24 protein-coding genes and 1 pseudogene are annotated in these 23,578 nt (G+C 41.9%); 18 read left to right on the plus strand and 7 right to left on the minus strand.

The window, feature by feature from the left end; genetic code table 11:
• The first annotated feature begins 135 nt into the window (after positions 1-135).
• The 6 genes and pseudogenes from JJQ88_RS14770 to JJQ88_RS14795 all read left to right on the plus strand — a co-directional run bounded on the left by JJQ88_RS14770 (position 136) and on the right by JJQ88_RS14795 (position 5,148).
• Positions 136-971: pseudogene (locus JJQ88_RS14770) on the plus strand (dimethylarginine dimethylaminohydrolase family protein).
• 152 nt (positions 972-1,123) lie between these two features.
• Positions 1,124-2,587 carry an alanine/glycine:cation symporter family protein gene (locus JJQ88_RS14775; protein ID WP_210366818.1) on the plus strand — a complete coding sequence of 488 codons (1,464 nt, stop codon included), beginning with the start codon at positions 1,124-1,126 and terminating at the stop codon, positions 2,585-2,587.
• A 123-nt stretch (positions 2,588-2,710) separates the two neighbouring features.
• A complete protein-coding gene (locus JJQ88_RS14780) occupies positions 2,711-3,622 on the plus strand; it encodes a CBASS cGAMP-activated phospholipase (protein WP_210366819.1) in 912 nt (303 codons plus the stop codon).
• 65 nt (positions 3,623-3,687) lie between these two features.
• Positions 3,688-3,957 carry a DUF1292 domain-containing protein gene (locus JJQ88_RS14785; protein WP_210366820.1) on the plus strand — a complete coding sequence of 90 codons (270 nt, stop codon included), beginning with the start codon at positions 3,688-3,690 and terminating at the stop codon, positions 3,955-3,957.
• A gap of 84 nt (positions 3,958-4,041) precedes the next feature.
• The gene (locus JJQ88_RS14790) at positions 4,042-4,818 is read left to right on the plus strand and encodes a class I SAM-dependent methyltransferase (RefSeq protein WP_210366821.1); all 777 of its coding nucleotides are present in this window, start codon (positions 4,042-4,044) and stop codon (positions 4,816-4,818) included.
• 60 nt (positions 4,819-4,878) lie between these two features.
• Complete coding sequence (locus JJQ88_RS14795) at positions 4,879-5,148, plus strand: RNA-binding protein (protein ID WP_210366822.1); 270 nt, start codon at positions 4,879-4,881, stop codon at positions 5,146-5,148.
• Between the two features lie 76 nt (positions 5,149-5,224).
• Here the strand turns inward: JJQ88_RS14795 and JJQ88_RS14800 are convergent, their stop codons facing one another.
• Entirely contained in the window at positions 5,225-6,355 is a 1,131-nt protein-coding gene (locus JJQ88_RS14800; protein ID WP_210366823.1) for a glycoside hydrolase family 18 protein, read from the minus strand.
• Positions 6,356-6,511: 156 nt separating this feature from the next.
• Between JJQ88_RS14800 and JJQ88_RS14805 the strand changes: the two genes are divergently transcribed.
• The 5 genes from JJQ88_RS14805 to JJQ88_RS14825 all read left to right on the plus strand — a co-directional run bounded on the left by JJQ88_RS14805 (position 6,512) and on the right by JJQ88_RS14825 (position 11,128).
• The gene (locus JJQ88_RS14805; RefSeq protein WP_210366824.1) at positions 6,512-7,306 is read left to right on the plus strand and encodes an alpha/beta fold hydrolase; all 795 of its coding nucleotides are present in this window, start codon (positions 6,512-6,514) and stop codon (positions 7,304-7,306) included.
• Between the two features lie 88 nt (positions 7,307-7,394).
• On the plus strand, positions 7,395-7,682 hold the full coding sequence (locus tag JJQ88_RS14810; RefSeq protein ID WP_210366825.1) for a DUF3219 family protein: 288 nt from the start codon (positions 7,395-7,397) through the stop codon (positions 7,680-7,682).
• The gene (locus tag JJQ88_RS14815; RefSeq protein WP_210366826.1) at positions 7,683-8,678 is read left to right on the plus strand and encodes an LLM class flavin-dependent oxidoreductase; all 996 of its coding nucleotides are present in this window, start codon (positions 7,683-7,685) and stop codon (positions 8,676-8,678) included. It abuts the gene before it with no gap.
• A 221-nt stretch (positions 8,679-8,899) separates the two neighbouring features.
• Complete coding sequence (locus JJQ88_RS14820; RefSeq protein WP_210366827.1) at positions 8,900-9,619, plus strand: YebC/PmpR family DNA-binding transcriptional regulator; 720 nt, start codon at positions 8,900-8,902, stop codon at positions 9,617-9,619.
• Positions 9,620-10,078: 459 nt separating this feature from the next.
• Complete coding sequence (locus tag JJQ88_RS14825; protein WP_246861204.1) at positions 10,079-11,128, plus strand: mechanosensitive ion channel family protein; 1,050 nt, start codon at positions 10,079-10,081, stop codon at positions 11,126-11,128.
• Positions 11,129-11,130: 2 nt separating this feature from the next.
• On the opposite strand, the gene JJQ88_RS14830 is transcribed toward JJQ88_RS14825, so the two are convergent.
• Positions 11,131-11,391 carry a hypothetical protein gene (locus JJQ88_RS14830; protein WP_210366828.1) on the minus strand — a complete coding sequence of 87 codons (261 nt, stop codon included), beginning with the start codon at positions 11,389-11,391 and terminating at the stop codon, positions 11,131-11,133.
• A gap of 486 nt (positions 11,392-11,877) precedes the next feature.
• Complete coding sequence (locus JJQ88_RS14835; RefSeq protein ID WP_210366829.1) at positions 11,878-12,522, minus strand: SDR family oxidoreductase; 645 nt, start codon at positions 12,520-12,522, stop codon at positions 11,878-11,880.
• Between the two features lie 275 nt (positions 12,523-12,797).
• Here JJQ88_RS14835 and JJQ88_RS14840 point away from each other — a divergent pair, with 275 nt between their 5' ends.
• Positions 12,798-13,358: a class I SAM-dependent methyltransferase gene (locus JJQ88_RS14840; RefSeq protein ID WP_210366830.1), complete on the plus strand. Its 561-nt coding sequence runs from the start codon at positions 12,798-12,800 to the stop codon at positions 13,356-13,358.
• Between the two features lie 149 nt (positions 13,359-13,507).
• Here JJQ88_RS14840 and JJQ88_RS14845 read toward each other — a convergent pair whose 3' ends face one another.
• The gene (locus tag JJQ88_RS14845) at positions 13,508-13,663 is read right to left on the minus strand and encodes a hypothetical protein (protein WP_210366831.1); all 156 of its coding nucleotides are present in this window, start codon (positions 13,661-13,663) and stop codon (positions 13,508-13,510) included.
• Positions 13,664-13,768: 105 nt separating this feature from the next.
• Between JJQ88_RS14845 and JJQ88_RS14850 the strand changes: the two genes are divergently transcribed.
• Positions 13,769-13,960 carry a YbxH family protein gene (locus tag JJQ88_RS14850; protein WP_210366832.1) on the plus strand — a complete coding sequence of 64 codons (192 nt, stop codon included), beginning with the start codon at positions 13,769-13,771 and terminating at the stop codon, positions 13,958-13,960.
• A 153-nt stretch (positions 13,961-14,113) separates the two neighbouring features.
• Here JJQ88_RS14850 and JJQ88_RS14855 read toward each other — a convergent pair whose 3' ends face one another.
• Entirely contained in the window at positions 14,114-15,220 is a 1,107-nt protein-coding gene (locus JJQ88_RS14855) for an MGDG synthase family glycosyltransferase (protein WP_210366833.1), read from the minus strand.
• Between the two features lie 196 nt (positions 15,221-15,416).
• Between JJQ88_RS14855 and JJQ88_RS14860 the strand changes: the two genes are divergently transcribed.
• From JJQ88_RS14860 to JJQ88_RS14870, 3 genes are all read left to right on the plus strand, one after another.
• Complete coding sequence (locus JJQ88_RS14860; protein ID WP_210366834.1) at positions 15,417-15,623, plus strand: DUF1657 domain-containing protein; 207 nt, start codon at positions 15,417-15,419, stop codon at positions 15,621-15,623.
• Positions 15,624-15,797: 174 nt separating this feature from the next.
• Positions 15,798-16,361, plus strand: coding sequence for a YkoP family protein (locus JJQ88_RS14865; RefSeq protein ID WP_210366835.1), 564 nt, complete (start codon positions 15,798-15,800; stop codon positions 16,359-16,361).
• Positions 16,362-16,435: 74 nt separating this feature from the next.
• Complete coding sequence (locus tag JJQ88_RS14870; RefSeq protein ID WP_210366836.1) at positions 16,436-17,251, plus strand: metallophosphoesterase; 816 nt, start codon at positions 16,436-16,438, stop codon at positions 17,249-17,251.
• Positions 17,252-17,494: 243 nt separating this feature from the next.
• Here JJQ88_RS14870 and JJQ88_RS14875 read toward each other — a convergent pair whose 3' ends face one another.
• Positions 17,495-18,247, minus strand: coding sequence for an endonuclease/exonuclease/phosphatase family protein (locus JJQ88_RS14875; protein ID WP_246861205.1), 753 nt, complete (start codon positions 18,245-18,247; stop codon positions 17,495-17,497).
• A 100-nt stretch (positions 18,248-18,347) separates the two neighbouring features.
• On the opposite strand from JJQ88_RS14875, the gene JJQ88_RS14880 reads away from it, so the two are divergent.
• A complete protein-coding gene (locus tag JJQ88_RS14880; RefSeq protein ID WP_210366875.1) occupies positions 18,348-19,832 on the plus strand; it encodes an alkaline phosphatase family protein in 1,485 nt (494 codons plus the stop codon).
• A gap of 302 nt (positions 19,833-20,134) precedes the next feature.
• Here the strand turns inward: JJQ88_RS14880 and JJQ88_RS14885 are convergent, their stop codons facing one another.
• Positions 20,135-21,664: a multicopper oxidase family protein gene (locus tag JJQ88_RS14885; protein ID WP_246861206.1), complete on the minus strand. Its 1,530-nt coding sequence runs from the start codon at positions 21,662-21,664 to the stop codon at positions 20,135-20,137.
• A gap of 1,010 nt (positions 21,665-22,674) precedes the next feature.
• Between JJQ88_RS14885 and JJQ88_RS14890 the strand changes: the two genes are divergently transcribed.
• Entirely contained in the window at positions 22,675-23,565 is an 891-nt protein-coding gene (locus JJQ88_RS14890) for a Vgb family protein (protein ID WP_210366837.1), read from the plus strand.
• Positions 23,566-23,578: the final 13 nt, after the last annotated feature.

Here is a 23,578-nt window from a genome sequence, read left to right on the forward strand (position 1 = left end):
CAATCTTTCTCCAACTACACTTTGATGAGATACATTAAATGGGTTTAAATGAATCGTAATTTTTTTGCCTTTCAATCATGTTTTTCACCAATCATGCTAACCCTATCATCAAATAACTATTGCAGGAGGAAAACCATGCACCCTAATAGCTTCGTCTTCAGTGAGTACGATGTATTAAAAAAAGCAATCCTTTGCCAGCCGCAATATATGACGATCCGTGAAGTGATAAACGAAACCCAGGAACATTTCAAGAATGAAGGAATACATATCGAACGTGCTCTTGAGCAGCATTCGGCATTAGTCCATGTCCTGCGTGAAAATGGCGTGGAAGTCATACTGCTTCCGTATCATAAGAAATACCCGGAGCAGGTCTTCACAAGGGATATAGGATTTACACTTGGCAGACAATTTTCGTTGCCGAAATGGCAAGCAAGGTCCGTAAGGGAGAAGAGAATGTACTCAAACAATGGCTGGAGGATGAGGGTATATCTTATTACAACCTGCTGGGGGACAAGATAGAGGGAGGGGATGTGATCATTGACCAGGAAACCATATACATTGGACTCAGCAATAGGACAAACAGACATGCGGCAGACCACCTGCGGAGCTTGCTTACCCAATTCAAGGTACACCCGATCCCCTTTAAAACGGAATACCTCCATTTGGATTGCGTTTTCAATGTCATTTCCCCGGAGACTGCTCTTATCTATCGGGATGCCTTGACCGAGGAAGATATCCATTTATTCAGTTCACGCTATGCCCTAATTGAAATCACTAAAGAGGAGCAGTTTTCTCTGGGAACGAACGTCCTATCGATTGGGAACAAAAAGATTTTAAGCCTGCCAGTTAATCAAAGGGTAAATGAGGAGCTGAGAAAAAGGGGATTTGAAGTCTTAGAAGTCGACATCACAGAAATCATCAAATCGGGTGGGTCGTTCCGTTGCTGCACGCTCCCAATCTTGAGATGTTAGTCCGTATATCCCCTAAATCCTTTTATAGTACAAAGGGGATATCTTTTTGTGGAAAAATTAGTTTATATAGAATTTAAATATTTTAATTGTTCTCTAAACGAAATTATCTTATAATTCAAAATAGAAAGAAATAAATACAAAGGGGGATTACTTTGTCAGATTTCGTAAATGGTTTAAATGGTATTCTATGGAGTACACCAGTTATTTACATTATCCTTGGTATTGGGCTGATGTTCTCCATCCTGACCAGGTTCCTGCAGGTCAGGCACATTAAGGACATGGTATTGCTCATGTTCAAAGGCAGAAGTTCTGATGCTGGCGTTTCATCTTTTCAGGCATTATCCATTGCTCTTTCGGGCCGCGTTGGAACAGGTAACATTGCTGGTACTGCTACAGCGATTGCAATGGGAGGACCTGGGGCAGTATTCTGGATGTGGACAATCGCCTTCATCGGTGCGGGCAGCGCATTCGTTGAATCAACTCTTGCGCAAATTTACAAAGTGAGACAAGGTGGTCTATATCGAGGAGGACCTGCTTATTACATTGAAAAGGGACTTGGAATCAGGTGGTTCGCCATTGCATTCGCGATAGCCGCTCTCCTAGCGATGTCGCTCCTGATGCCAGGCATCCAATCGAACTCGATTGCTTTGGGAATTGAAAACGCTTTCGGTATAAGTAAAACATTCACAGGTTTATTTATTATCGTACTCCTAGGCTTGATCATTTTTGGAGGAGTCAAACGAATTGCGACTGTTGCACAATATACTGTGCCATTCATGGCTGTAGGTTACATTGTGGTAGCGCTCGTAATCATTGGTATGAACATCGCAGAAGTGCCGGGAGTGTTCGCCTTGATCTTCAAAAGTGCCTTTGGTGCTGACTCCATGTTTGGCGGAATCCTCGGAAGTGCGATTGCATGGGGAGTCAAACGGGGAATCTATTCAAACGAAGCTGGCCAGGGGACAGGACCGCATGCTGCTGCTGCGGCTGAGGTATCGCACCCTGCAAAGCAAGGACTTGTCCAGGCATTTTCTGTTTATATCGATACCCTTTTCGTTTGCTCGGCAACTGCATTCATGATTCTGTTCACAGGTATGTTCAATACAGTCGGCCCAGACGGGAAGACATTCCTAGTCGAAAAATTGCCTGGAGTTCAAGCTGGCCCTGGATATACCCAGGCTGCAGTAGACGCTGTCATCCCAGGTTTTGGTGCAGGGTTTGTCGCCATCGCTCTATTCTTCTTCGCATTCACGACTATTATGGCATATTATTATATGGCTGAAACAAATATCGCTTACCTTCTTCGCGGCAGGGATGGAAAGTTGCCAATGTTCATTCTTAAAGTTGTGATCCTTGGTGCTACCTTCTATGGGGCAGTGAAGGAAGCAGAACTTGCATGGGCGCTTGGAGATGCAGGACTGGGGTTGATGGTGTGGCTCAACCTCATCGCAATCGTTCTGCTTGCAAAGCCTGCCCTGATTGCGCTTAAGGATTATGAAGAACAGAAGAAGCAAGGCCTCGATCCGGTTTTCAATTCCAAGAAGCTTGGAATCAAGAATGCTGAATATTGGGAAGAAGAATATAAATTTGATCATGAAAACGAAAAAGTTTCGTGATGATTGATCGAAAATGGGCCAACCGCTGCAGGCTGGCCCATTTTTTCATTTCCAGGAAAGGGTATAATATTGTAATAGGGGAAGGCTGAAGAACAGAAGCCATTTTAAGCGGGAGGATGCTATATGAGAATGCTATCCATTGACGGTGGCGGAATCAGAGGGGTGTTCCCAATTTCGATTTTGCAATCAATCGAGGATGAACTGCAAAGACCGGTGGGCGAACTATTCGATTTAATTGCGGGTACCAGTACAGGTGCTATCATAGCATCAGCTGCGGCGATTGGCATACCGATGGAAACACTGATGGATAAATATCAAAGGTATGGCGAGCAAATATTCACGAAAAACGCCAAGATCGGGCTTTTTAAAAGCGTTTATAGTGACCGATATTTAAGGCGGCTGCTGAAAATATCATTTGGTGATATGGAATTGGCAGAAGTCGAGAAACCATTGGTTATCCCTGCTGTTGATATAACGAATGGAAAACCATTCATCCACCGGTCCGATTTTGGGTTTGCCAAGGAAAATGAGTTGGGGGTTAAGCTCTGGGATGCTGTCCTGTCTTCGTGTTCGGCACCAATCTATTTTCCTCCGAACAATATAAATAACAAATATCTATCAATTGATGGAGGGCTTTGGGCAAATAATCCGTCGCTTGTCTGCATCACGGAAGCCTTGAAGCATTTCAAAACCGATCTGCGAGATATAACTATATTCTCCCTTGGCACTGGCCAGCAACGGATCGATTTTACTATCGATGAGGACGATGAGTGGGGAATCCGCCAGTGGCTGCCATTCCAGTTCCCGTCTATGAAGGTAACCCCTAAGCTACTCGATTTGGCTATGGACCTGTCTTCAGAGTCTGTCTCATATCACAGCAGTATTTTGCTTGGCGGAAATTATTTGCGCCTGAATGAAGGGCTTTCAGCTGAAATTCCTTTTGACGATGCTGGCTGTATGGAGGAATTGACGCATCTCGGGAAAAAAGTATTTATGGATAGGAAAACAGAAATAATCGATTTTTTAAAGAAGTAGAACGAAAAGTTTATTAATAGGAATCAAGGCTGAAAGGCCTTAATCGAACGAAAGGGAGGAAGGACATGGATAAGCTGGAAATAGGAGAAGTTTTCACAATCATTGATGAGAATGACGAAGAATTGGAGGTTGAGGTGATCGGTTCTGCCACAATAGGAAATGATTCGTATGCAGCGGTAAGTTTTATAGAAGACCTTCAGGCAGGAACAGAGGGTGACATTGATCTGTTTTTTTTGAAAGTAGATCAGGAGGGTGATTTTGCTGCTATTGAGTCAGATGAAGAGTTCGAGAAAGTCTCAGCTGCATTTGACGAAATGCTCAAAAGGGAGAACTAGCGGCAGGGAAGGGTTGTCTATCCTTCTTGGCTGACGAATTTATTTACTGTGATTTTGCTGTGAGGGGATAAGGAGGAGACCACAATGAATGAAAAAGAGAATGTTCAAATCCAATTTGGCAAAAATGCCGGAAACTATGTTACAAGTACAGCGCATGCAGAAGGGGCAGATCTGGCTGAATTAGTTGAAATCGTAAAAAATCATCGAACCAGGGGCTCCATTTTGGATATAGCGACAGGTGGCGGACATGTAGCGAATGCTTTAGCCCCGCTTGCCGAAGTGGTGATTGCTTATGATATAACCGAGAAAATGCTGGAAAAAGCAGAGGAGTTCATTCATGGAAATGGGCATCGAAATGTGAAATTTGTCTGTGGCGATGCCGAGAACCTTTCATTTCCGGATTCATCTTTTGATATTGTAACTTGCAGGATTGCTGCCCATCACTTTCCACATGTGGAACGATTTGTGCAAGAAGTATTCCGGGTATTAAAAGCAGGTGGGCTATTTATTCTTGTGGACAATGTAGCGCCTGAGCTGGAAGAATACGATGAATTCTATAATGCGATTGAAAAGAAAAGGGATCCAAGCCACTTCCGGGCACATAAAAAGTCAAAGTGGATTACATTTGTAGAGAGCGCAGGCATGCAAGTTAGGAGCATGAGGACCTTTGTGAAGAAATTCCAGTATGAAATATGGTGTGCAAGAATGGCTCTCCCGGCTGATGATAAAAATGAGTTGAGTACATATATGAAGGACGCTGCGAAAGATATCAGAGATCACTTTTCGCTTGAAGTAAATGAATCGGGTCAGATAGAGGGCTTCATTGGGGAAAGCATCCTGCTTGCATCTGTAAAGAAGTGAATGGGTAAAAAAGGGGAAATGGCAAACGTGTCGAATTGATTCTGAAAGGAGTTGATTCAATTGGATAGCGTCATTATAGTAACCTTCAAGATAAAAGGAATCCCCATTCCTATAAAAATAGCATCCTCAAATGAACCAAGCAAGGACCAGATTCAAAAGAAAATCACGGATCTAGCCAAAGGATATGACTTAATTGGCGAGATTCAATTCAAGAAACTTCTTAAGGAAAAAGGACAGAAAATGTATATCTATGAGATTGGCGGCAGAAAATGCATCGTTCTTGTTGAACGGCTGGAAAAAATCAAAGAGTTCGAGGAAATCAGCTCATGAAAGAGTCTCACCCAGGAACCAATCGTTCCTGGGTGATGTTTTAATGAGCTATCGATTCCTGTTTCGATTAGAAGTCTCATCTAAATACATAATTTTGATTTACCAGTGTTTGTCCGATCACGTTTGCCGCGCTTGAATGATCTTTTGCATCGAGGCCGGCTTCCCAGATCATCATCCCGCCAAGCTGCTGGTCGATTGCCAGCGTTGTTTTCTTTTTTAGAGTTGAATGGCCATTATAATGATAGGTCATTCCGTTAAGGGTTACCGAGTCCTTAACGATATTCCCGGGATTGTTTTTCATCAGCGCTTCGTATGATACTTGTTTTGCACCCGGGTCTTCAGGCTGTCCATATAACGGCACCCCCAGGATAAGCTTTTCACGTGAATACCCATGTCGATCAAAAAGACGAGTCCAATAGTTAATGATATTTTGGGAATAAGAGATCGTTGAAAGGTTGGCAGCATTGTATCCGCCATCCCACTGTCCATCATAAGCCATTAAATGGACTCGCTCAAAATATTCGAACATGCCAGGTTCAAAGACAACCGAATCGTTCTCCATCCCGCTGATACTATTGATCTTAGCATTTACAGCAATGGATAATTCCTTCCCGGCGGGCCGCAGCATGACACTGAGATCTCTTACAAAAGCAGCCAAATGGGCTGCATCTTCTTTTGTCCGCGGATGCTCGAAATCAATATCAATGCCGTCAAGTTTTTCTTTCCTTACCAACATTGTCAATTCGGATGCCAATCTTTTCCTGCTGCCAGGGCTGGAAATCGCCTTTTTAAAGTAGGGGTAGGACTCGCCTCCATGAATATGGTACCAGCCCCCGACTGCTAGGATAACCTTCGTGCCTTGCTGATTTGCCTCAGAAACGATTTTCCGGAGGTGTTCGAGGGCACGATCCCCATTTAGCAGCACGTCTCCATCAGCGGTTGGATGGGCAAATGAGAAAATGATATGAGTGTAGTAAGCCATGTTAATTTTTTCAGGGTCCCGAAAGTCCTGTACATATCCAGCCAGGATTTTTGGGTTTGCACTCTTTGTTTTGGGAACAGACTTCTTTCCTGCACCTTTTTGTGATTTAGGAACGACAGTATCAGTAGATGTATTTACGGAATCATGTACGCGGTCGTATACAGCCATAGAACCGCCAATCAGGACCAAGATAGCCGCAGCAATGAAGAATGAACGTTTTTTCATGAACTGTCCTCCCAAAAAAATCATCAATCATAGGAAATTGTAACAGATATACTCCGTCCAATTTCATGGAAATATCAGGATTGGCTGCTTTGACCAGGATTAATTCAGATGGATCCGGGAATAAAGGAAATAGTATAGAAGATAGGAGCCTGTATGATGGAATCAAAAGTGCTAACAATAAATAATGCAGATATTTCCTATTACGATATAGGAAAAGGAAAACCGATTGTTTTGCTTCACGGATTTGCGGGCAGCAAAAAATATTGGGAAAAAGTCGCGCCTGACCTGGCCTCTGATTACGGGGTAATTATTCCTGATCTGCCTGGACATGGCGAATCGGGAATGTCAGGTGAGCGGAGTTCTATAGAAGATATGGCCGTGGTCATGAAAGAGTTCCTTGAGGGGTTATCAGTTGATCAAGTGACGATGTTCGGACATTCGATGGGAGGGTATATTACCCTGGCCTTCACTGAAATGTATCCTGAAAAGTTGAGTGGTTTTTCCCTTGTTCACTCAACTACGCTTCCAGATTCAGATGAAGCGAAGGAAGGCAGGGACTCCAATGCCAAAAAAGTTCTTGAGGATGGTTTCTATGAAATTATGGCCGGGTTGTCAAAAAAGCTCTTTTCTCCTGACAACTATGAGAAAAACGCTGAAGATATTAAAAGAATGGTGGATATCGGGATATCCACCTCCGATAAGGGTGTTATAAATGCATTGCTGTCGATGAAAGAGCGGCCAGACAGGACGCAAGTGCTTGAAAGGACCGACCTGCCTGTGCTTGTGATAACGGGTGATAAAGATCAAATCATTCCAGCAGAGAAAGCCTTTTGGTCCGACAGGCCTCAAATCAGGCGGGAATCGATCGATGGCGCTGGACACATGAGCATGATTGAACAGCCAAAAGAACTGGTAAGGATCATGAAAGATTTTCTTGATGAACTTCATTGATAATGGCACCTGCCCATAAAAAGGGCAGGTTTCATTGTGTGAAAGGCAAAATCATCCGCAAAACATGACTAAGGAAAGGATTTTCTGAATGGTTAAGGAAATGATTCTAAATGGATACAGCATACAATTAACTCAATACAAAGAAAGGCTTGAAGAAGGCTTGCATAAGGTATCAATCAAGTTCAATGTGACGAGTGAGGAGTATTATCCAATCACTACACTGCTATATCAAGATGAAATGCTTGTAGAGATTCCTGAAACCGGATTGGAGTTTACCGGAAAAATAACAGAGTATTCCACATCGGTCACCAACCTTTATCAAGAAGGCCAAACTGGCCAATTTAGCGTCACATTTATGGAAGCAAGGGATCAATAGATGAAGCTTAGTATTCTTGACCAAGCCCCTATTTCTGCGGACCAGACGGCCAAGGAAGCTCTTGAAGCGTCTGTGAAGCTTGCCCAGGCAGCTGAAGATGTTGGGTATGAGCGTTATTGGATCGCTGAGCACCATGATATTCCAGGCCTTGCTTGCCCTGCTCCTGAGGTTATGCTTGGTTACATAGGAGCACAGACACGACAGATCCGAATTGGCTCTGGCGCTGTCCTTTTGCCTCACTATAAACCATTCAAAGTGGCAGAAGTTTTCAATATGCTGGCCACGCTGTTTCCTGGAAGGATCGATATGGGAATCGGCAGAGCTCCAGGCGGATCGGCGGAAGTAACCAATGCGCTATCGGACAGTTTCCTGCAACGTGTATGGAAGATGCCTGAATTGCTGAAGGAATTGCTCCATTTTATCAACAATGATTTTCCCGATGATCACGATTTTTCCAGTGTGTGTGCTTCTCCACTTCCAGAAATCAAACCGCAACCATGGCTCCTTGGTACCAGCGAAAAAAGCGCCCTCCTGGCTGCCGAGCTTGGAATGGCCTACGCTTTTGGCCATTTCATGAGCGATAAGGATGCAGGCAGGATTTTACAATCTTACTATGATACATTCCATTCACGGGGACAATCTTCCAGGCCACAGTCGATAGTAACGGTAAATGCATATTGCGCGGAGACAACTGAGAAAGCGGAGGAAATTGCCCTGAGTTCTCTGATTTGGTCGCTGCAAAAAGAGAATGGAGAAGCAAATTCCGGTGTTCCTTCCATTGAAGAGGCAAAAGCCTATCCGCTGAACGAGTCTGTTAAAGATACGATTGAAAAAATGAAAAGGAAAATGATTATCGGCAATCCTGCGCAAGTCAAAGAGAAACTTATCGGTCTTCAGGAACAATATAAGGCAGATGAAATCATGATAGTGACTACAACACATAGCCTAGAGGACAGGATCCATTCTTACAAACTGATAGGACAAGAATTATTATGAATCATGAATGGCTAGATCTATGTTTCTTCAAATTGTATCCAGAGTTGGCACTAATGTGGTTTGCCATGCCTTGCATCGGTCTTCAATAAGTACCCTCTTAACAAATCGCTCTTTTGAGGTATAATATTATCTGTGAATCCTTGCAGCCCAACGTTTAGCAAGGATGTAATTCTCAGCCAAGCGCTGCAGATACCGATACAAGTTGAAAGAGAGTGGGATATATGGGTCGAAAATGGAATAACATCAAGGAGAAGAAAGCGTCAAAGGATGCAAATACAAGCCGGGTTTATTCAAAGTTCGCACTGGAAATTTATGTTGCCGCTAGACAGGGGGAACCAAACCCTGAATCAAACCAGGCATTGAAATTTGTCCTTGAACGCGCCAAGACATACAATGTACCAAGGGTGATCATTGATCGTGCCATTGAGAAGGCAAAAGGCGGAGCCGAGGAGAATTACGATGAACTCCGTTATGAAGGGTTTGGCCCAAGCGGGTCGATGATCATTGTTGACGCCTTGACGAACAACGTCAATCGTACCGCCTCGAATGTGCGGGCAGCTTTTGGCAAAAATGGCGGGAACATGGGGGTTAGCGGATCTGTATCTTATATGTTCGATGCCACTGCAGTCATTGGTTTTGAAGGAAAAACGGCTGAAGACGCGCTCGAAGTCCTTATGGAAGCAGATGTGGATGCAAGGGATATCATGGAAGAAGGTGATTCAGTCATTGTCTATGGAGAACCTGAGCAATTCCATGCCATCCATGAGGCTTTCAAGAATGCAGGAATTAATGATTTTACCGTTGCCGAGCTGACAATGCTTGCTCAAAACGATATTAGCCTAGACCCAGAGGCCCAGGCTCATTTCGAGAAATTGATTGATGCCCTGGAAGATTTAGAAGATGTCCAGCAAGTTTACCATAATGTTGACTTAGGAGAATAAAGTTCTCTCACCCCATTCATTTGATTGAATGGGTTTTTTGTTTAATCCGTTTTCCTATGGGAAATCTATTTGTATAAGATCATTGGATGCAATTAGGATGAAAATTATTTCGCTAAATGCATCAATGCCGAAATAAAAAGACAAACTCAATTGAACATACAAAATACCAAAAGAGAAGCCGAAAAGAAATCGGCGAATGCCTAAGAGAAATGGATTATGAATGGGATATCGAAAGAGCTTTGGAACTCAATTTCGCTACATTCGTTGCGGGAACGACGCTGAACCAGACAAATGCATAAACTGTTACATGTAAAAATAGCAACAGCCACAAGTTCCGGTAGAAATTCCTGGCACAAAAACGAACACAAAGCTGCTTTTTGCTTTCGGGGGTATAGTCCCTTGAATCCGTGCATTGAAGCTAAAGTGACTGATTAGAAAGATCAAATATGGGTGGTATTGATGACAGGTATTTCAATGAACGAAGAAATGATCGCAATGGTTCGCTTCCTGATAACGCTGGTAGCGATTCTTGTGGGGAGTATATTGCTGAAAAAGGCAGCGGGCCGCTTTGCTGCCGGCCGGCCTGTACTGCGGAATAAATCCCTGCCAGCCTTTCATTCATTAATGAATTGGATTACACTTTACGCAGTTGTCTTATTGTTTTTGTTTTCATTTGTCGATTCGAAATGGCTCGATTACACGATATATTCTGATGGAGACTTGGATGTAACTCCATTTCTGGTTACTTTTGTTTTTATGATCGTATCTCTTGCCCACAAGGTGATCAAACTTTTTACTAAATATATTTTATCGGAAGTTTATGAGAATTATGGAGTGGATAAGGGACTCGGATATACCTTGAACCAGGTAATCTACTATACGGTCATGATCATCGCGTTTATCGTTGGTTTCAATTATCTCGGGATCAATTTGACCGCATTAGGTGCATTATTTGGCGTCCTTGGCATCGGGATAGGCTTTGGAATGAGGAATGTTGCCGGCAACTTTGTATCCGGCATCATCATTTTGTTTGAGCGGCCGATCGAAGTAGGAGAAGTGATCCAAATCGATGACAAAATCGGACGGGTTGAAAAAATCCGTCTGCGCTCAACCGTGATTCGAACTGCAAAAGAAGGGACCTTGATTGTTCCGAACCAATATTTCATCGAACAAATCATCAAAAACAGGACCAGTGCCAAAATGATGGCACAGGTCCATGTCAGTGTTGCCTATGGGACGGATAGCGAAATGGTACAGGGGCTATTGGAGGATGCTGTCACAAGGATAAAGGAGAAAGAAGAAGGGGTTCTAGGCCATCCTGCTCCGGATATAAGGTTTGTGGACTTTAAAAACAAGTCGATGGTTTTCTTGATTGAAATCCCTGTTGCCAATTTTGAAATTAAAGAGAAAATCGAGAGCAGGATTAGGCATTTAATATCCAGGGCTTTTGTTGATCATGACATAAAATTGCCTGGATTCGACGTCGAATGGATGGAACGCAATCGATAGGATTAGAAAAAGCTCGCCTTTCTTAACGGTAGGTATTTCCCGTTAGGCAACTTTTTCACCAAGTCAAACTCGATCAGCTTCTTTAATGATAGATTGCAATAAGCCGCTGCATCGTACTTATCCCTGCCAACCATGAGTCCAATCTCTGTGGGACCGATACCTGGATAATCATAATCTTTCTTTTTTTTTCTTGAAAGCTCCCATAAAGCCTGATAAATTTTCTTGTCTTTTTCAGTGAGTTGTTTCTTTTGCTGATTTGCCATGAACATAGCCTCCAGAAAAAAAGGTTGTATATTTATTATATACACATAGTGAACAACAGTACTCCGCCTAGAAAATGCTGCTTTCATTCCATTTCAATCATAGAGAGAAAATTTCCCAATGATGGAAGAAGGGAGGGAAGCGATTAGCCGTTAGAGGCCAACACTTTTATTTCTATTCACGAAATATCGGAGGATAATTTCCCAACGTGTTAGAAAATATAAGTTTCCTCTTTTGATGGATCAAAGACGACTTTTTACAACAAGGCATGGAATCCAAGAGAGGGAATTTCTTCTGTGGCTCTTCAAATTCTTGTTGCCACATCAGGCATTTTCTTACGTGTAAGACTCTACGACGATAATGAGGGGAACACGAAAAACGCTGTTGAAGTCAGTTTCAACAGCGTTTCTTGATGGCTGATTTTAAGAGGTTTCGAGTATCAACTAGACTCGTTATATTTGTGCGCCTTTAAAACTTTGGTTTTACATCTACAATTTTTTTAGTGCTTCAGCAATCGGGCTGTCGCCAGCAATCAGGTCAAAAGAACGCTGATAAGTGTTTTCTTCCTTCAGGCTTGCGGCAATTGTCCTTGCAACATCCTCACGAGGAATCGATCCTCGCTCCAGATTTTCTGCCACTGCCACTTTCCCGCTCCCCGGCTCGTTAATCAGCCCTCCTGGCCGTATGATGGTATAGTTAAGGCTGCTTTGGAGAAGCGCTTTATCAGCATAGTGCTTCGCGACATAATAAGGTTTGATTTCTTCTGCCCAGTTTTCCCGGTTGTGTGCCTGGAAAGCGCTGACCATGACGAATCGTTTCACCCCAGCTTGCTCTGCGGCTTCCACCGTTTTTACGGCACCATCGAGGTCGACAAGGAGTGTTTTATCATATCCAGTATGTCCTCCGGAACCTGCCGTGAAGACAATTGCGTCACAGCCTTTCGCGGCTTTTGCGATTGTGTCGACAGGTCCTTCGAGACTTGCCAACACAGGTTCGATATCTGTCCCTTGATAGGCATCTGCCTGATCAGGCTGTCTCAGCATCGCCTTTACGCTGAAACCCTGTTCTTCATCAAGCAATTTGATTAGATGTCTCCCTATTTGGCCATTAGCCCCAACTACCAAAACTTTCATGAAATGTTCTCCTTTCCTTTTTACATAAGTCCTTTATATATGTACCCTGCCATCATAAATATAAAAGCGTTTTTCCCTGATCGCCGGCAAAGAATCTTAGCTGACGTGAATTTCATGTAGTTCGGAAAGATTCAAACATTCACTTAGGTGGACCCTTCAAATGGTTGATTGCTGGTATCCTGATTCTGCAGCACGTATTTATAAGGATATCGTTTTATCCTTTTTCATTGTAAGATATAGTCGAGTCAAAAAATTTCAAGCAGGCAGGTGGGGGCATGGACCAGAAAGAGAAATGGAATCGCAAGCATGCGCAAAGATTGTCTGGAAAAGAAGAGCTAATGCCGAATCCATTGCTTAAGAAACTCGTTAAAAATAAAGGAGAAGGATTGGCTATTGATATCGCCTGCGGCCTGGGAGCAAACAGTTTATTCCTTGCAGAGCAAGGCTATGAGGTAACCTCGTTGGATTTATCAGAAGTGGCTATCCGATTTGTAAGGAAAGAGGCGGAAAGACGATCACTTAGGATACAAGCAAAAGCCATCGACCTGGAAGAACTGGCTCCAATATCGGAGGAAGGAAAGAAGTACAATCTCGCCATCATGACAAATTATTTAGACCGCTCGCTCTTCCCAGTGATAAAGGAACTCTTGAACACTGGGGGCTGTTTCTTTATGGAAACTTTCTTTATGACCGAGGAGAGGAGCAGCCAAACAATACCCGATAAGTACAAACTTCGATCCAATGAACTTTTGGAGGTTTTCCAGGAATGGAAGATCCTCTTTTTTGAGAAAAATGTACAAAGCGGAAAGCAGGCGATTTTTTGCGAAAAAAAATAGTTCGATATTGATTTTTTTATTCAGTTCAGGGGTCCTCTTTCCCTACGCGGAACGGGCTCCCTCATCCTTTTTAAACTTGGAACCCGTTTCTCCCGCGCCAAAAGGGGAGTCTTCTTGAAACATCAACCTCTTAAGGGATCCCATATCGTTCAGCTGGGGTCAACCTCATCAAAAGATAACGTCGTGACAAGCGTATACTCTCCTTTTTCAATCTCTTCCTTTGATGCATGGCGGCCAAGTTCTTCCTGGTCATCCATTCCTGGAGCAATGGTAGGTTCAGCTTCGGTCTTGATTTTTCGATGCATTTCTGATCTCTCCTTATAGCATTGATAGAAGTAGTTTTTACTGAACATGGGTACTTTATGAATTAGGCCATTACATAAATAAAAGGCAGTTAAGGAGGGATTAAAGTGGGTGCAGTTGAACAAAATGGTTTTGTATTCGAACCAGAATTCAGCGTCATTGGACAAAATGGAGCGATCCATGTATTCAAAAACGGAAAGTTTATCGAGGAAATCCAGTTTGTATTTTCAGGAGAATACCCTGAGTTTGATGAAATCCAGCAGCTGATTGACAACTATTGTGAGCAAAACAGCATATGATTTAGGTATTGGTCAAGATGGATTGCGATCATCCTTTAAAGGAAGGGGAGTGAATAGATTTGGTACGAACGTTTTTTCTTTTGGGCATTCAAACACTCCCCTCCTACATCGCATCCTCCATTCTGATGGGAAAAGTAAAACCATTCAAGCGGCTCAAAGGAAATCATTTTTATTTATGAAGTTTTCCAAAATGGTCTCTACGTTTTCAAGCTGCTGCAAATAAGAGGAAACCCTATTATTGAGCAGCTGACGTTGTCGTTTGTCCTCAAGGAACAAAAGCAATTGTTCCTCCATATCTTCCGGGATGATTTTTATAGCCAATTCCTTCTCCAGCAAATACCGGAGGTTGTGTTCTTCTTGCCCTGGCAGGGCAGGGAGGAGACCTACGGGAAGCTTTTTCCACAGGCATTCACTTACCGTAATCCCCCCTGGCTTTGTTAGTACCATGTCCATTTGCTCGTATAGCCGATTCATTTCTTTTCTTGAGGATATGTAAGGAACTGCCCGAAAGTGAGAAGGTTGAAGCATGGTCATTTTCTTAAATAAAGTTTGATTCTTGCCGCATAACACATGATAGCGGATTTTCCCTGAAAACTTCAATGATTTAAATAGATTTTCAATTGTCCCCACCCCTAAATTTCCTCCAGCAACCATAACATTGAAAGGGTACGGGCAATTCTTACTGGCATCTCCCTCTTTCAGGAATTCCGGATGAACCGGAATTCCTGTAACAGCAATATTCCCAGCATAAACATCCCATTGCTCAAGATCATTCTTGATCTTTTCGCTAGGAGCAAGGTGGAGATCGATATGGCTGACTCCCCAGACGGTATTGATGAAATAGTCCGTATAAACATTTATGACAGGAACTGATAGCTCTCCAGACTTTTTCAGGAGGTTTAATAGGTACGAGGGAAGACAATGAGTGCAAATGATGAGGTCTGGGTTTTCGTTTCTTAAAAGTGTTTTCATGCTTTTTAAAAAAATCCATTCATAAAGAAAGTGCCGCCTATCTGGATCATTGCGGCCGCATGCGTTAAACCGATATAACCAACTGTAAAGTTCAGGGGTCATTTTAATAGCTTTTAAATATCCGTACGTAGTCGCTTTCTCTCCAAGCCGGGAAGTATATTCAAAAATATCCATTTTCTTAATTTCAAGTGCAGGGTTGATCGTTTTTAAATAGGAACGGAGTGCTTCTGCTGCCGTATGATGTCCCGAGGGCATTTGCAGGAAAGGTAAAATAAGGATTTTCTTCATATTAACCAAACCTTTACTTTTCTTTACCTTCAAATTTTCCGAATTCGGTCAAAAATATTCACCATATATCAAGCTTGAAGAAATAGGAAAAGAAGCTTCTTCTTCGAAAAATCTAAACATTTCCACTTATATTTCCATACGCAAAACAACAAAATACACTTCGTAACTCAATAACAATGAAGGAAGGGATTGAAAGATGACAGTAGCAGCTCAGGTAAATCAGACGATTGCAGGTTTAAAAAGCGCACAGGCAAGTTTTGAAACCTTTGCATTGCAAACTGAAAACCAACAGGCTAAGCAATTGTATCAGACTGCCGCAAAGCAAACACAAGCAATCATTGACAGCATTGGGCCCCGCGTCCAGCAAATTGAACAAGAAGAGCCACAATACAAACAACAATAAATTCTCAATCAGGTTGGCTGCTTGCCAACCTGGCCATTCGAAATAAAAGTGTGACATAGAAGTGAGTGAAAATAATCTCTACGAAAAACAAAAAGATAGCCGTGACGGTGAAAATGAGAAGGGGGTAACCGTTTGCTGCGAGCGTGGCTAGTCAAATGAAAGGAGAAGAATGACTTGTATTACCGTCCGTTTCTATTAGCCTTATGGAGATATTTCGATCCAGTCTATTTTGAGTTTACCCGGTTGCAACATCTTTGTCCTGAGAATAAAGAAAGAGGAATTTTCAGGGTCAGGCTAACTCGATACCGTGGAAAAGACGTTGTTCTGTCAGATGGAATAAAAATTTCCAAAAATGATCTTATGCTTAAAGTCCATTTGCATAATGTCAAGATTTTGAGTGATTTTTCCACCATGAAGAATGAGTGGGCTAAAGGTAGATCCATTTTTCGGCAGGTTACCGACTCCATGCCTCTTTTGGCTGCATTTATCCATAATCATCCCCAAAAAAATAATATTAAAGGCATCATTGGCATCACACTTATAAACAAAGGATACAGTCCGTTAGGGTTTGAATGTTACCATCCAGAAAACAGATTCTATTCCTGGTTTAAAAAGACATTGCAATTACCGATTTATCTGCTGTCCTCCTCAAAAGTTTCTGATTTAAAGAAACATCATACGGTTTATTTAATGATGTCAAAAGAAAAACTTATGAAAAAGTACAAACAACTGGTTTAGTTACTTGCCAGCAGGTTCCATTGTTTCGATCCAGCCATTCCTTGTATACTTGTTAACAGGGGAGGGATAAGACAATGGAACTGATTATTTTACTTATTATTTCCAGTTATCTTGGGTATATTTTGCTAAAAGCATACAAGAATACAAAGAAAGTGGCCATTAATACCATTTCCGTTACCAGGCCAAACATTACCGTTTCTAAAAAGAATTTAAAAATCCTGCACCTTTCTGATTTGCATCTTGAAAACCTATCAGTGACCCCTACTGATCTTTATGAAAAAATCTCTGATCAAACGTTTGACCTTATCGCTCTAACGGGGGATTTCCTTGATCGAAAGCGAAGCATTCCAAAGCTGAGGGACTATCTCGAGGTGCTTGAAGTCTTGAAACCTAAATATGGGATTTATGCCGTCTTTGGGAACCATGATTATGTCCTGAAAGGGAAGAACTTTAAGGAATTGAAAAAGACGCTTGAGGAACACGGCTGCAGAACACTTCAAAACGAGCATGTCGCCATCGAAGTCAATGGGGAGAACCTGAATATCATTGGAATTGACAATTACAGTACAAACCATAGCGATGTTAAAAAAGCATTTAAAGGTGTTCCCAAAGGTTATAACCTGGTACTGACCCATGATCCGAATGTTGTGCTTGATATGGAAGGTGTACATTTTGATTACCTGCTGTCAGGTCATTTTCATGGCGGGCAGATTCACTGGCCAAAGCCCTATCACTTGATTAAAATGGGGAAGCTGGTCCGGATGAAGATGATCAAGGGACTGCACTACCATGGTGGAAAGCCATTTTATATTAGTGAAGGACTTGGACAGACAGGCGTGAACATCCGAATCGGGAGCCGCCCTGAAATTACATTCCATGAAATTTCATAAGGTATCTTTTCGCCCTTCCATTATTCGGAAGGGCTTTTGCATAATTCCCAAGGCTTAAATCAAAATTTTCCACCACTCATATAAAACTGATCATCAATGATGTAAATACAATAGGTTGAAAGCCAATCATGAGCTTGGCAGGGGCGCTGGTCAACTGGTTGTGTATAGAACCTCCCCCTTGCGAATAAGGGAAATCCCAATTAACACGATCTTCAGTTCAGTAAAAGGAGTACTAAATAAGAATCATTTTATATTCAGCGTGGCCATATAAGGCAAATGATCAGAGGCTAATATATCATCCAGGCAAACTGATGCTTCGATTACTTCAATTTGCTCGCTTGTGAAAATAAAGTCCAGTTTCTTGCTGGGCCGTCGGGATGGATATGTATCGTTTTTACTTTCAAAGGAGTCGACGTCTTTTAAATGGCGAGTAACGAGTCTCCAGCTTCTTGAAAAAGGCTTCATGTTCCAGTCCCCCATTACGATTGAGAGATTTTTATTTCTCTGCACCTTCTTAAGGATGAACTCCGTTTGTTTTTGATGCAGTAATGGAGCAAAGCTAAGGTGGGCAACAAAAATGGCAATGAGCCTGTTTCCGATATCCACGTTTGCTTCCAATAGTGCCCTGTCCTCGATCAATCCAGGCAGAAAGTCAAAAGGATGATTCACGGTGTTTATTATCGGGAACCGGGATACCAGTGCATTTCCGTATTGCCGAGGACTTGCACCGTGCTGCCCCACTTTTATCGCCGATCCAAAAACGTAGTCCATATCAAGAGTTTTTGCAAGCTGAGCCGCCTGATCTGAAAATAAGCTGCGTTTCGAAAACCTATTGTCTACCTCGTTCAAACCTATGAGATCAGCTTCTGATGATTGTATGAGTTTACTTATCCTATCAAGGTCCAACCTTTTATCCAAACCCATTCCATGGTGGATATTAAACGTCATTACTTTTATCTGCACAGTTTTTAACCTCACTTCAATTCCTGTTTTCATATGTGATTGTTTTGATCCTTCCGCTTCAATATGTTATTCTCCCCTCATTTTACATAATCACTTGCCAAAATCTCCATAATAAGAGAAAAAGAATGGGGGCATTAATCCATTGGCAGTGAAAAAGCGCGTCATTTTACTCTTGCTGGACTCCTTAATGGAAGCTCCATTAAAGAATGCGATGAAACAGGAACAAGCCAACACATTCCAGTATTTTATAGAGAACGGCCATCTTTATCCAGATATCATCAGTTCATTCCCAACGATGTCGGTTAATGTGGATAGCACGATTCTTACGGGAGTATATTGTGATCAGCACAAAGTTCCAGGACTTGTCTGGTACCATCAGGATGAAAAACGGCTCATCAATTATGGAAGCCATATAAGGGAATGGATGAAACTGGGATTGAATCAATCCTTGAAGGATGTTTTATATAATCTGAACAATTGTCATTTAAACGGTGAGTACAAGACCATTCATGAAGAACTTGCCGATATTGGAAAACAGTCAGCATCAATTAATACACTCATGTATAGAGGAAGCAGCAATCATCGATTAAAAATACCTTTCCTTCTGTCCTTGCTGACAGGTTTTCCAAAAAGCCTGGAGGTAAAATCCGCTCGTTTTTTTAGTTATGGGTTAATGTCAAAGATAGGATCAGGAAATCGTTTCGGCAATGTTTTCGGAAGATATGGATTCCAAAATGCTTTTTCTGTGAAAGAACTGATTCATCTCATTAAAGAAGATAAGCTTCCAGATTTCTCAATCGTTTATTTTCCTGATGGGGATAAAAGTGTACACAAAAATGGTCCATCGGATATCAAGGGAATCAAAAAAGTGGATAAACAGCTTGCGGAAATTCTGGATAACTTCAATACATGGGAAGAAGCAATAAAGCAAAATATATGGGTTCTTCTCGGAGATAATGGGCAGGCAAGGATTGGTCCAAATCGGGAAGAGGCGCTGATCGACTTAAGGACAATATTAGGCGCTTATCAAATAGCGGGATTGAAGAAAGGAGTAACAACAGAAGATCAGATTGTTTTAGCGGTTAATGAACGCATGGCTTATATTTATTCACTTGATCCTATTCGTTTCCAGCTTTCTGCGATCGCCAAAACAGTCCAGAAAGACAGAAGGATAGATTTGATTGCATGGAAGGAAGGGGGAGACATTCATATTATATCCGGTATCATAGATGGGAAATTAATATTCCGCAAAAGCGGGGATTTTATCGATGAATATGGACAAATGTGGAGTATTGAAGGAAGCCAGGAAATCCTTGATATGGATCTAGAAGGGGATACTATCTGTTATGGGGATTATCCTGACGGGCTGGCGAGAATATATAGTTCATTGTTTTCCCATCAGGGTGATTACCTTGTTGTTACAGCCAGGCCAGGATATGAGATGATTGGGGAGGGATCTCCGACACATGTAGGAGGAGCAAGCCATGGAGCTCTACATAAACAAGACTCATTGGTCCCGATGATCGTAACAGGTACAGACTCAGCGCCCAAGCATTCCCGGATGAAGGATTTAAAAGAGTGGCTCATGTCGATCATAATTAATGAAGCTGCAGAATGATCATTAAATAGTTAGAGAAATAAAACGAACGGGATTACTTAGTCATTTCCATGAAATTCTTAAAGGAACCCCCTTATCTCCACTAAAAAGTAGAGATAAGGGGGTTTATTTATTCAGAACTAGAGATGAAGCACAAAAAGAAGTAAAATCCATACAAAATTAGTGAGGGTTTGCCGAACACAGTTCACGGACGATTTAAATTATTTAAGAAACAAGCTTACTTTAATTGAAGTCAAAACTACTCTCTTTTTACAGCGAAATAAAAAAAAGCTCCGATAGAACATCAGAGCTTTCGTTCAATATTATTCAGCAACATTAAACTGACCCATCATTCCGGCGTCTTCATGCTCGAGGATGTGGCAATGGTACATGAATAGTCCTTTATGATTGAAAGTAGCAATCGCCCGTACTTTTTCACCTGGTGCCACCAGGATGGTATCTTTCCAGCCTTGTTCGTTTGGGGGTGGAGGATTGCCGTCACGGTCCAAAATCAGGAACTGGGTGCCATGGCCGTGGAATGGGTGGGCCATGCCCATGTTATTGCCCATCATTCCCAAGCCTTCATTCGAGATTTCCCAGATTTCTGTTTCGTGAAGCTTGAGCTGTTCGTCAATCCGGTCCATATCCATCTGTTTGCCGTTTATGGTGACATTCCGTCCCATTCCGGACATTACAAACTCTCTGGTTCTTGCCGCCATTGATTCATCAACCTCTGGGATATCAACGAGTTGGGAAGGTAATTCTTTTGGGCCTTTTTCCTCGCCAGTCACAACAAATCGTATAATGGGCGTACCCTGGTCCGTCAGTTCAACCGTTTCATCCTTTTCATATTGTGAAAAATCGACAATCAGCTCTGCCCGCTCGGCGGAGCTCAGAATAAGGCTGTTCAGCTTTACCGGTTCTTCCAGAAGTCCGCCATCCGTGCCGATCTGGTAAAATTCCTCACCGTTGCTAAGGGCAAATTGATAGATTCTTGCATTTGAGCCATTCAGCAATCGGAAACGGACCTTGCCTTTTGGAACTTCAACATATGGATTGATGGCTCCATTCACCATAATCGCATCACCTTGAAGACCCATCATGACATCATGCATGCTTAGGTCATAGTCAAACTGGCCATTTTGATCAAGCTGCTTGTCCTGGATAATCAAAGGGATATCGTTCACACCGTATTTGTCCGGAAGATTCAATTTCTTACTTTTGTCATCATCAATTAAGAATAATCCAGCAAGTCCTTTATATACATGTTCCCCTGTTTTATGGAGCAGGTGAGGGTGATACCATAATGTTGCGGCGTTTTGTTCAATTGTGAATTCTGGGGCCCACGTTGTGTTTGGCTGGATGCCGTTGTGCGGGCCACCATCATCCTCGCCATCCACTTCAAGACCATGCCAGTGTATCGTTGTTGCTTCATCCAACTCATTTTTCACTTTAACAGAAACATTGTCACCCTTCTTCACGCGAATGACGGGCCCCAAATAGTCTCCATTGTACCCGAATGTGTCTGTGGATTTGCCCTCAAAAAACTCCATTGAGCCTTTTTGGGCAACGAGAGTGAATTCCCCTTTGTCCGGGTCCGGATTTTCGTCTTCCAGGATTGGCGGGATCGGAAGTGGGTTTTCATCGACTGACAGAGAGCCATTTTTCATATCTTTATTCGAGCCGGAACCGCCGTGCATCATTCCGCCATTTCCCATACCGTCTCCATTCATCATTCCTCTGCCTTGGCCGGGCATATTTCCGCCCAAGCCACGCATGTTCAACATAAAGAGCCAGCCGCCTCCAATAATTAAAACAAGGATAATAATGGCTGCTAAAACGCCCTTTTTCATTTTTGTTCCTCCTTTGTTGCCATCATTATTATTCAAGTATTCACCACAAGCTGTATATATATTTCATACCATACCCTGTATTCTATAAGCGTTATTTTTCATACGCGAACAATAGATACCTTATCAGCTAAATATGCATTTTTTGTGAAGCTAATGAGCTAATTGCTGCTGATAAAGTGCTCAAAAAATGCAGAAGACCTTGAAAACGAACTAATCCTTCCTAAAGCCAGTGTGGATGCACCTATAAAATTAACTTTCGATCAGTGACGAGGCAAGCGATTCTGTTACTGACCTGGAGCCATGTTCCAGATCTTTTGGCACACTAGATGATGGACAGCGAGGCTGAAAAATTTCTTAAAGTTTGCGAAAAGTGATTGGATCTACTAAACGAGAGTAAGGGTTCCTCTTTTAACGAGGAACCCTGATTCGGAATACTATTTAAGTGGCATGCCAACCGCTGCACTCCTATTGTCGCTCTTTGTAGGGCTTTTTGGTCAAATTCTATCATTCATTACTCAATTCGATTATATTCCTAACAAACAAGTGCTTACTTTTACAATTAAACTGACCACTTAGCAGAATAAACGCACTGCTCATATAAATTTGGAATTACCAAGCAAAAAATACCACAAGAAATTAAATAGAAAAAAATGAGAGCTATGAATCTTTATAAAGGCAGTTGACAAAACCGAGGTAGTGTTTTACTGTAAAAATAATGAAAGACGGAAGGGTGAAAAAAGAACATGATCCAATAATCCTCACTTTTAGAAAGATCGATAAGCTAAAAATATACATTCAGCTTAAGAATATTTCTCTTGATCTGAAGGCTTATTTGTATGCTTATTGATTAATTTTCTGAAATAGGATTATTGTGTAATGTACTTAATAAAGACTAAAGGACTTTAAATACAGGTCTATTTTAGTCTGTACATGAGTTGCACTGCCTCCTATCTCGGAAAATGAGTATAGGAGGCTTTTTGTGTTATAAAATTCTAAATGGAGGGATTTATATGAGATTTGAGCAGCAAGAAATAAATATTTCACATTCTAATTCAGGTCCTTATGGGATTGCCATCACACAAGAAGGGAAGGTATGGTTTACCCAACATAAAGCAAATAAGATCAGTTGTCTTGATCAAGAAGGGGAAATCAAGGAATATAATGTTCCAACTCCTGATGCTAGAGTGATGTGTTTAACTGTTTCATCAAAAGGTGAGATTTGGTTTACAGAAAATGCAACAGACAAAATAGGAAGAATCACAGTAACTGGAATAATTAAAGAGTATCCTTTGCCCCACTCCAATTCAGCACCATATGGGATTACGGAAGGCTCCAATGGAGATATATGGTTTACGGAAATGAATGGAAACCGTATAGGTAAATTGACGGAGAAAGGTGAGGTTCATGAGTATGAACTACCCAATAAAGAATCCTACCCAGCTTTCATTACGCTTGGTCCAGATGGTTCCCTTTGGTTCACTGAAAACCAAAATAATGCAATTGGAAGGATAACTGAATCGGGAGAACAAACGGAATACCAAATACCTACACCATCAGCAGGACCAGTAGGCATAACAAAAGGGAGCGATGATGCACTTTGGTTTGTAGAAATATTGGGAAATAAGATAGGGAGAATTACTATTTCTGGTGAAATAACAGAAATTGACATACCTACACCAAATGCACGTCCTCATGCAATCACTCAAGGATTGGGTGATGACTTATGGTTTACCGAATGGGGTGCAAATAAAATAGGGAGGGTAACAAATAGTAAATCAATTGAAGAATATTCAATCCATACACCTAATTCTGAACCTCACGGAGTTGTTTGTGATAAAGAAGGAAATGTATGGTTTGCATTAGAATGTAACAAGATTGGAAAATTAACCTTAATGGAATGAAGGGTGGACAGTT

This window comes from Bacillus sp. REN3, assembly GCF_017912555.1.
Taxonomy (GTDB): Bacteria; Bacillota; Bacilli; order Bacillales; family Cytobacillaceae; genus Mesobacillus.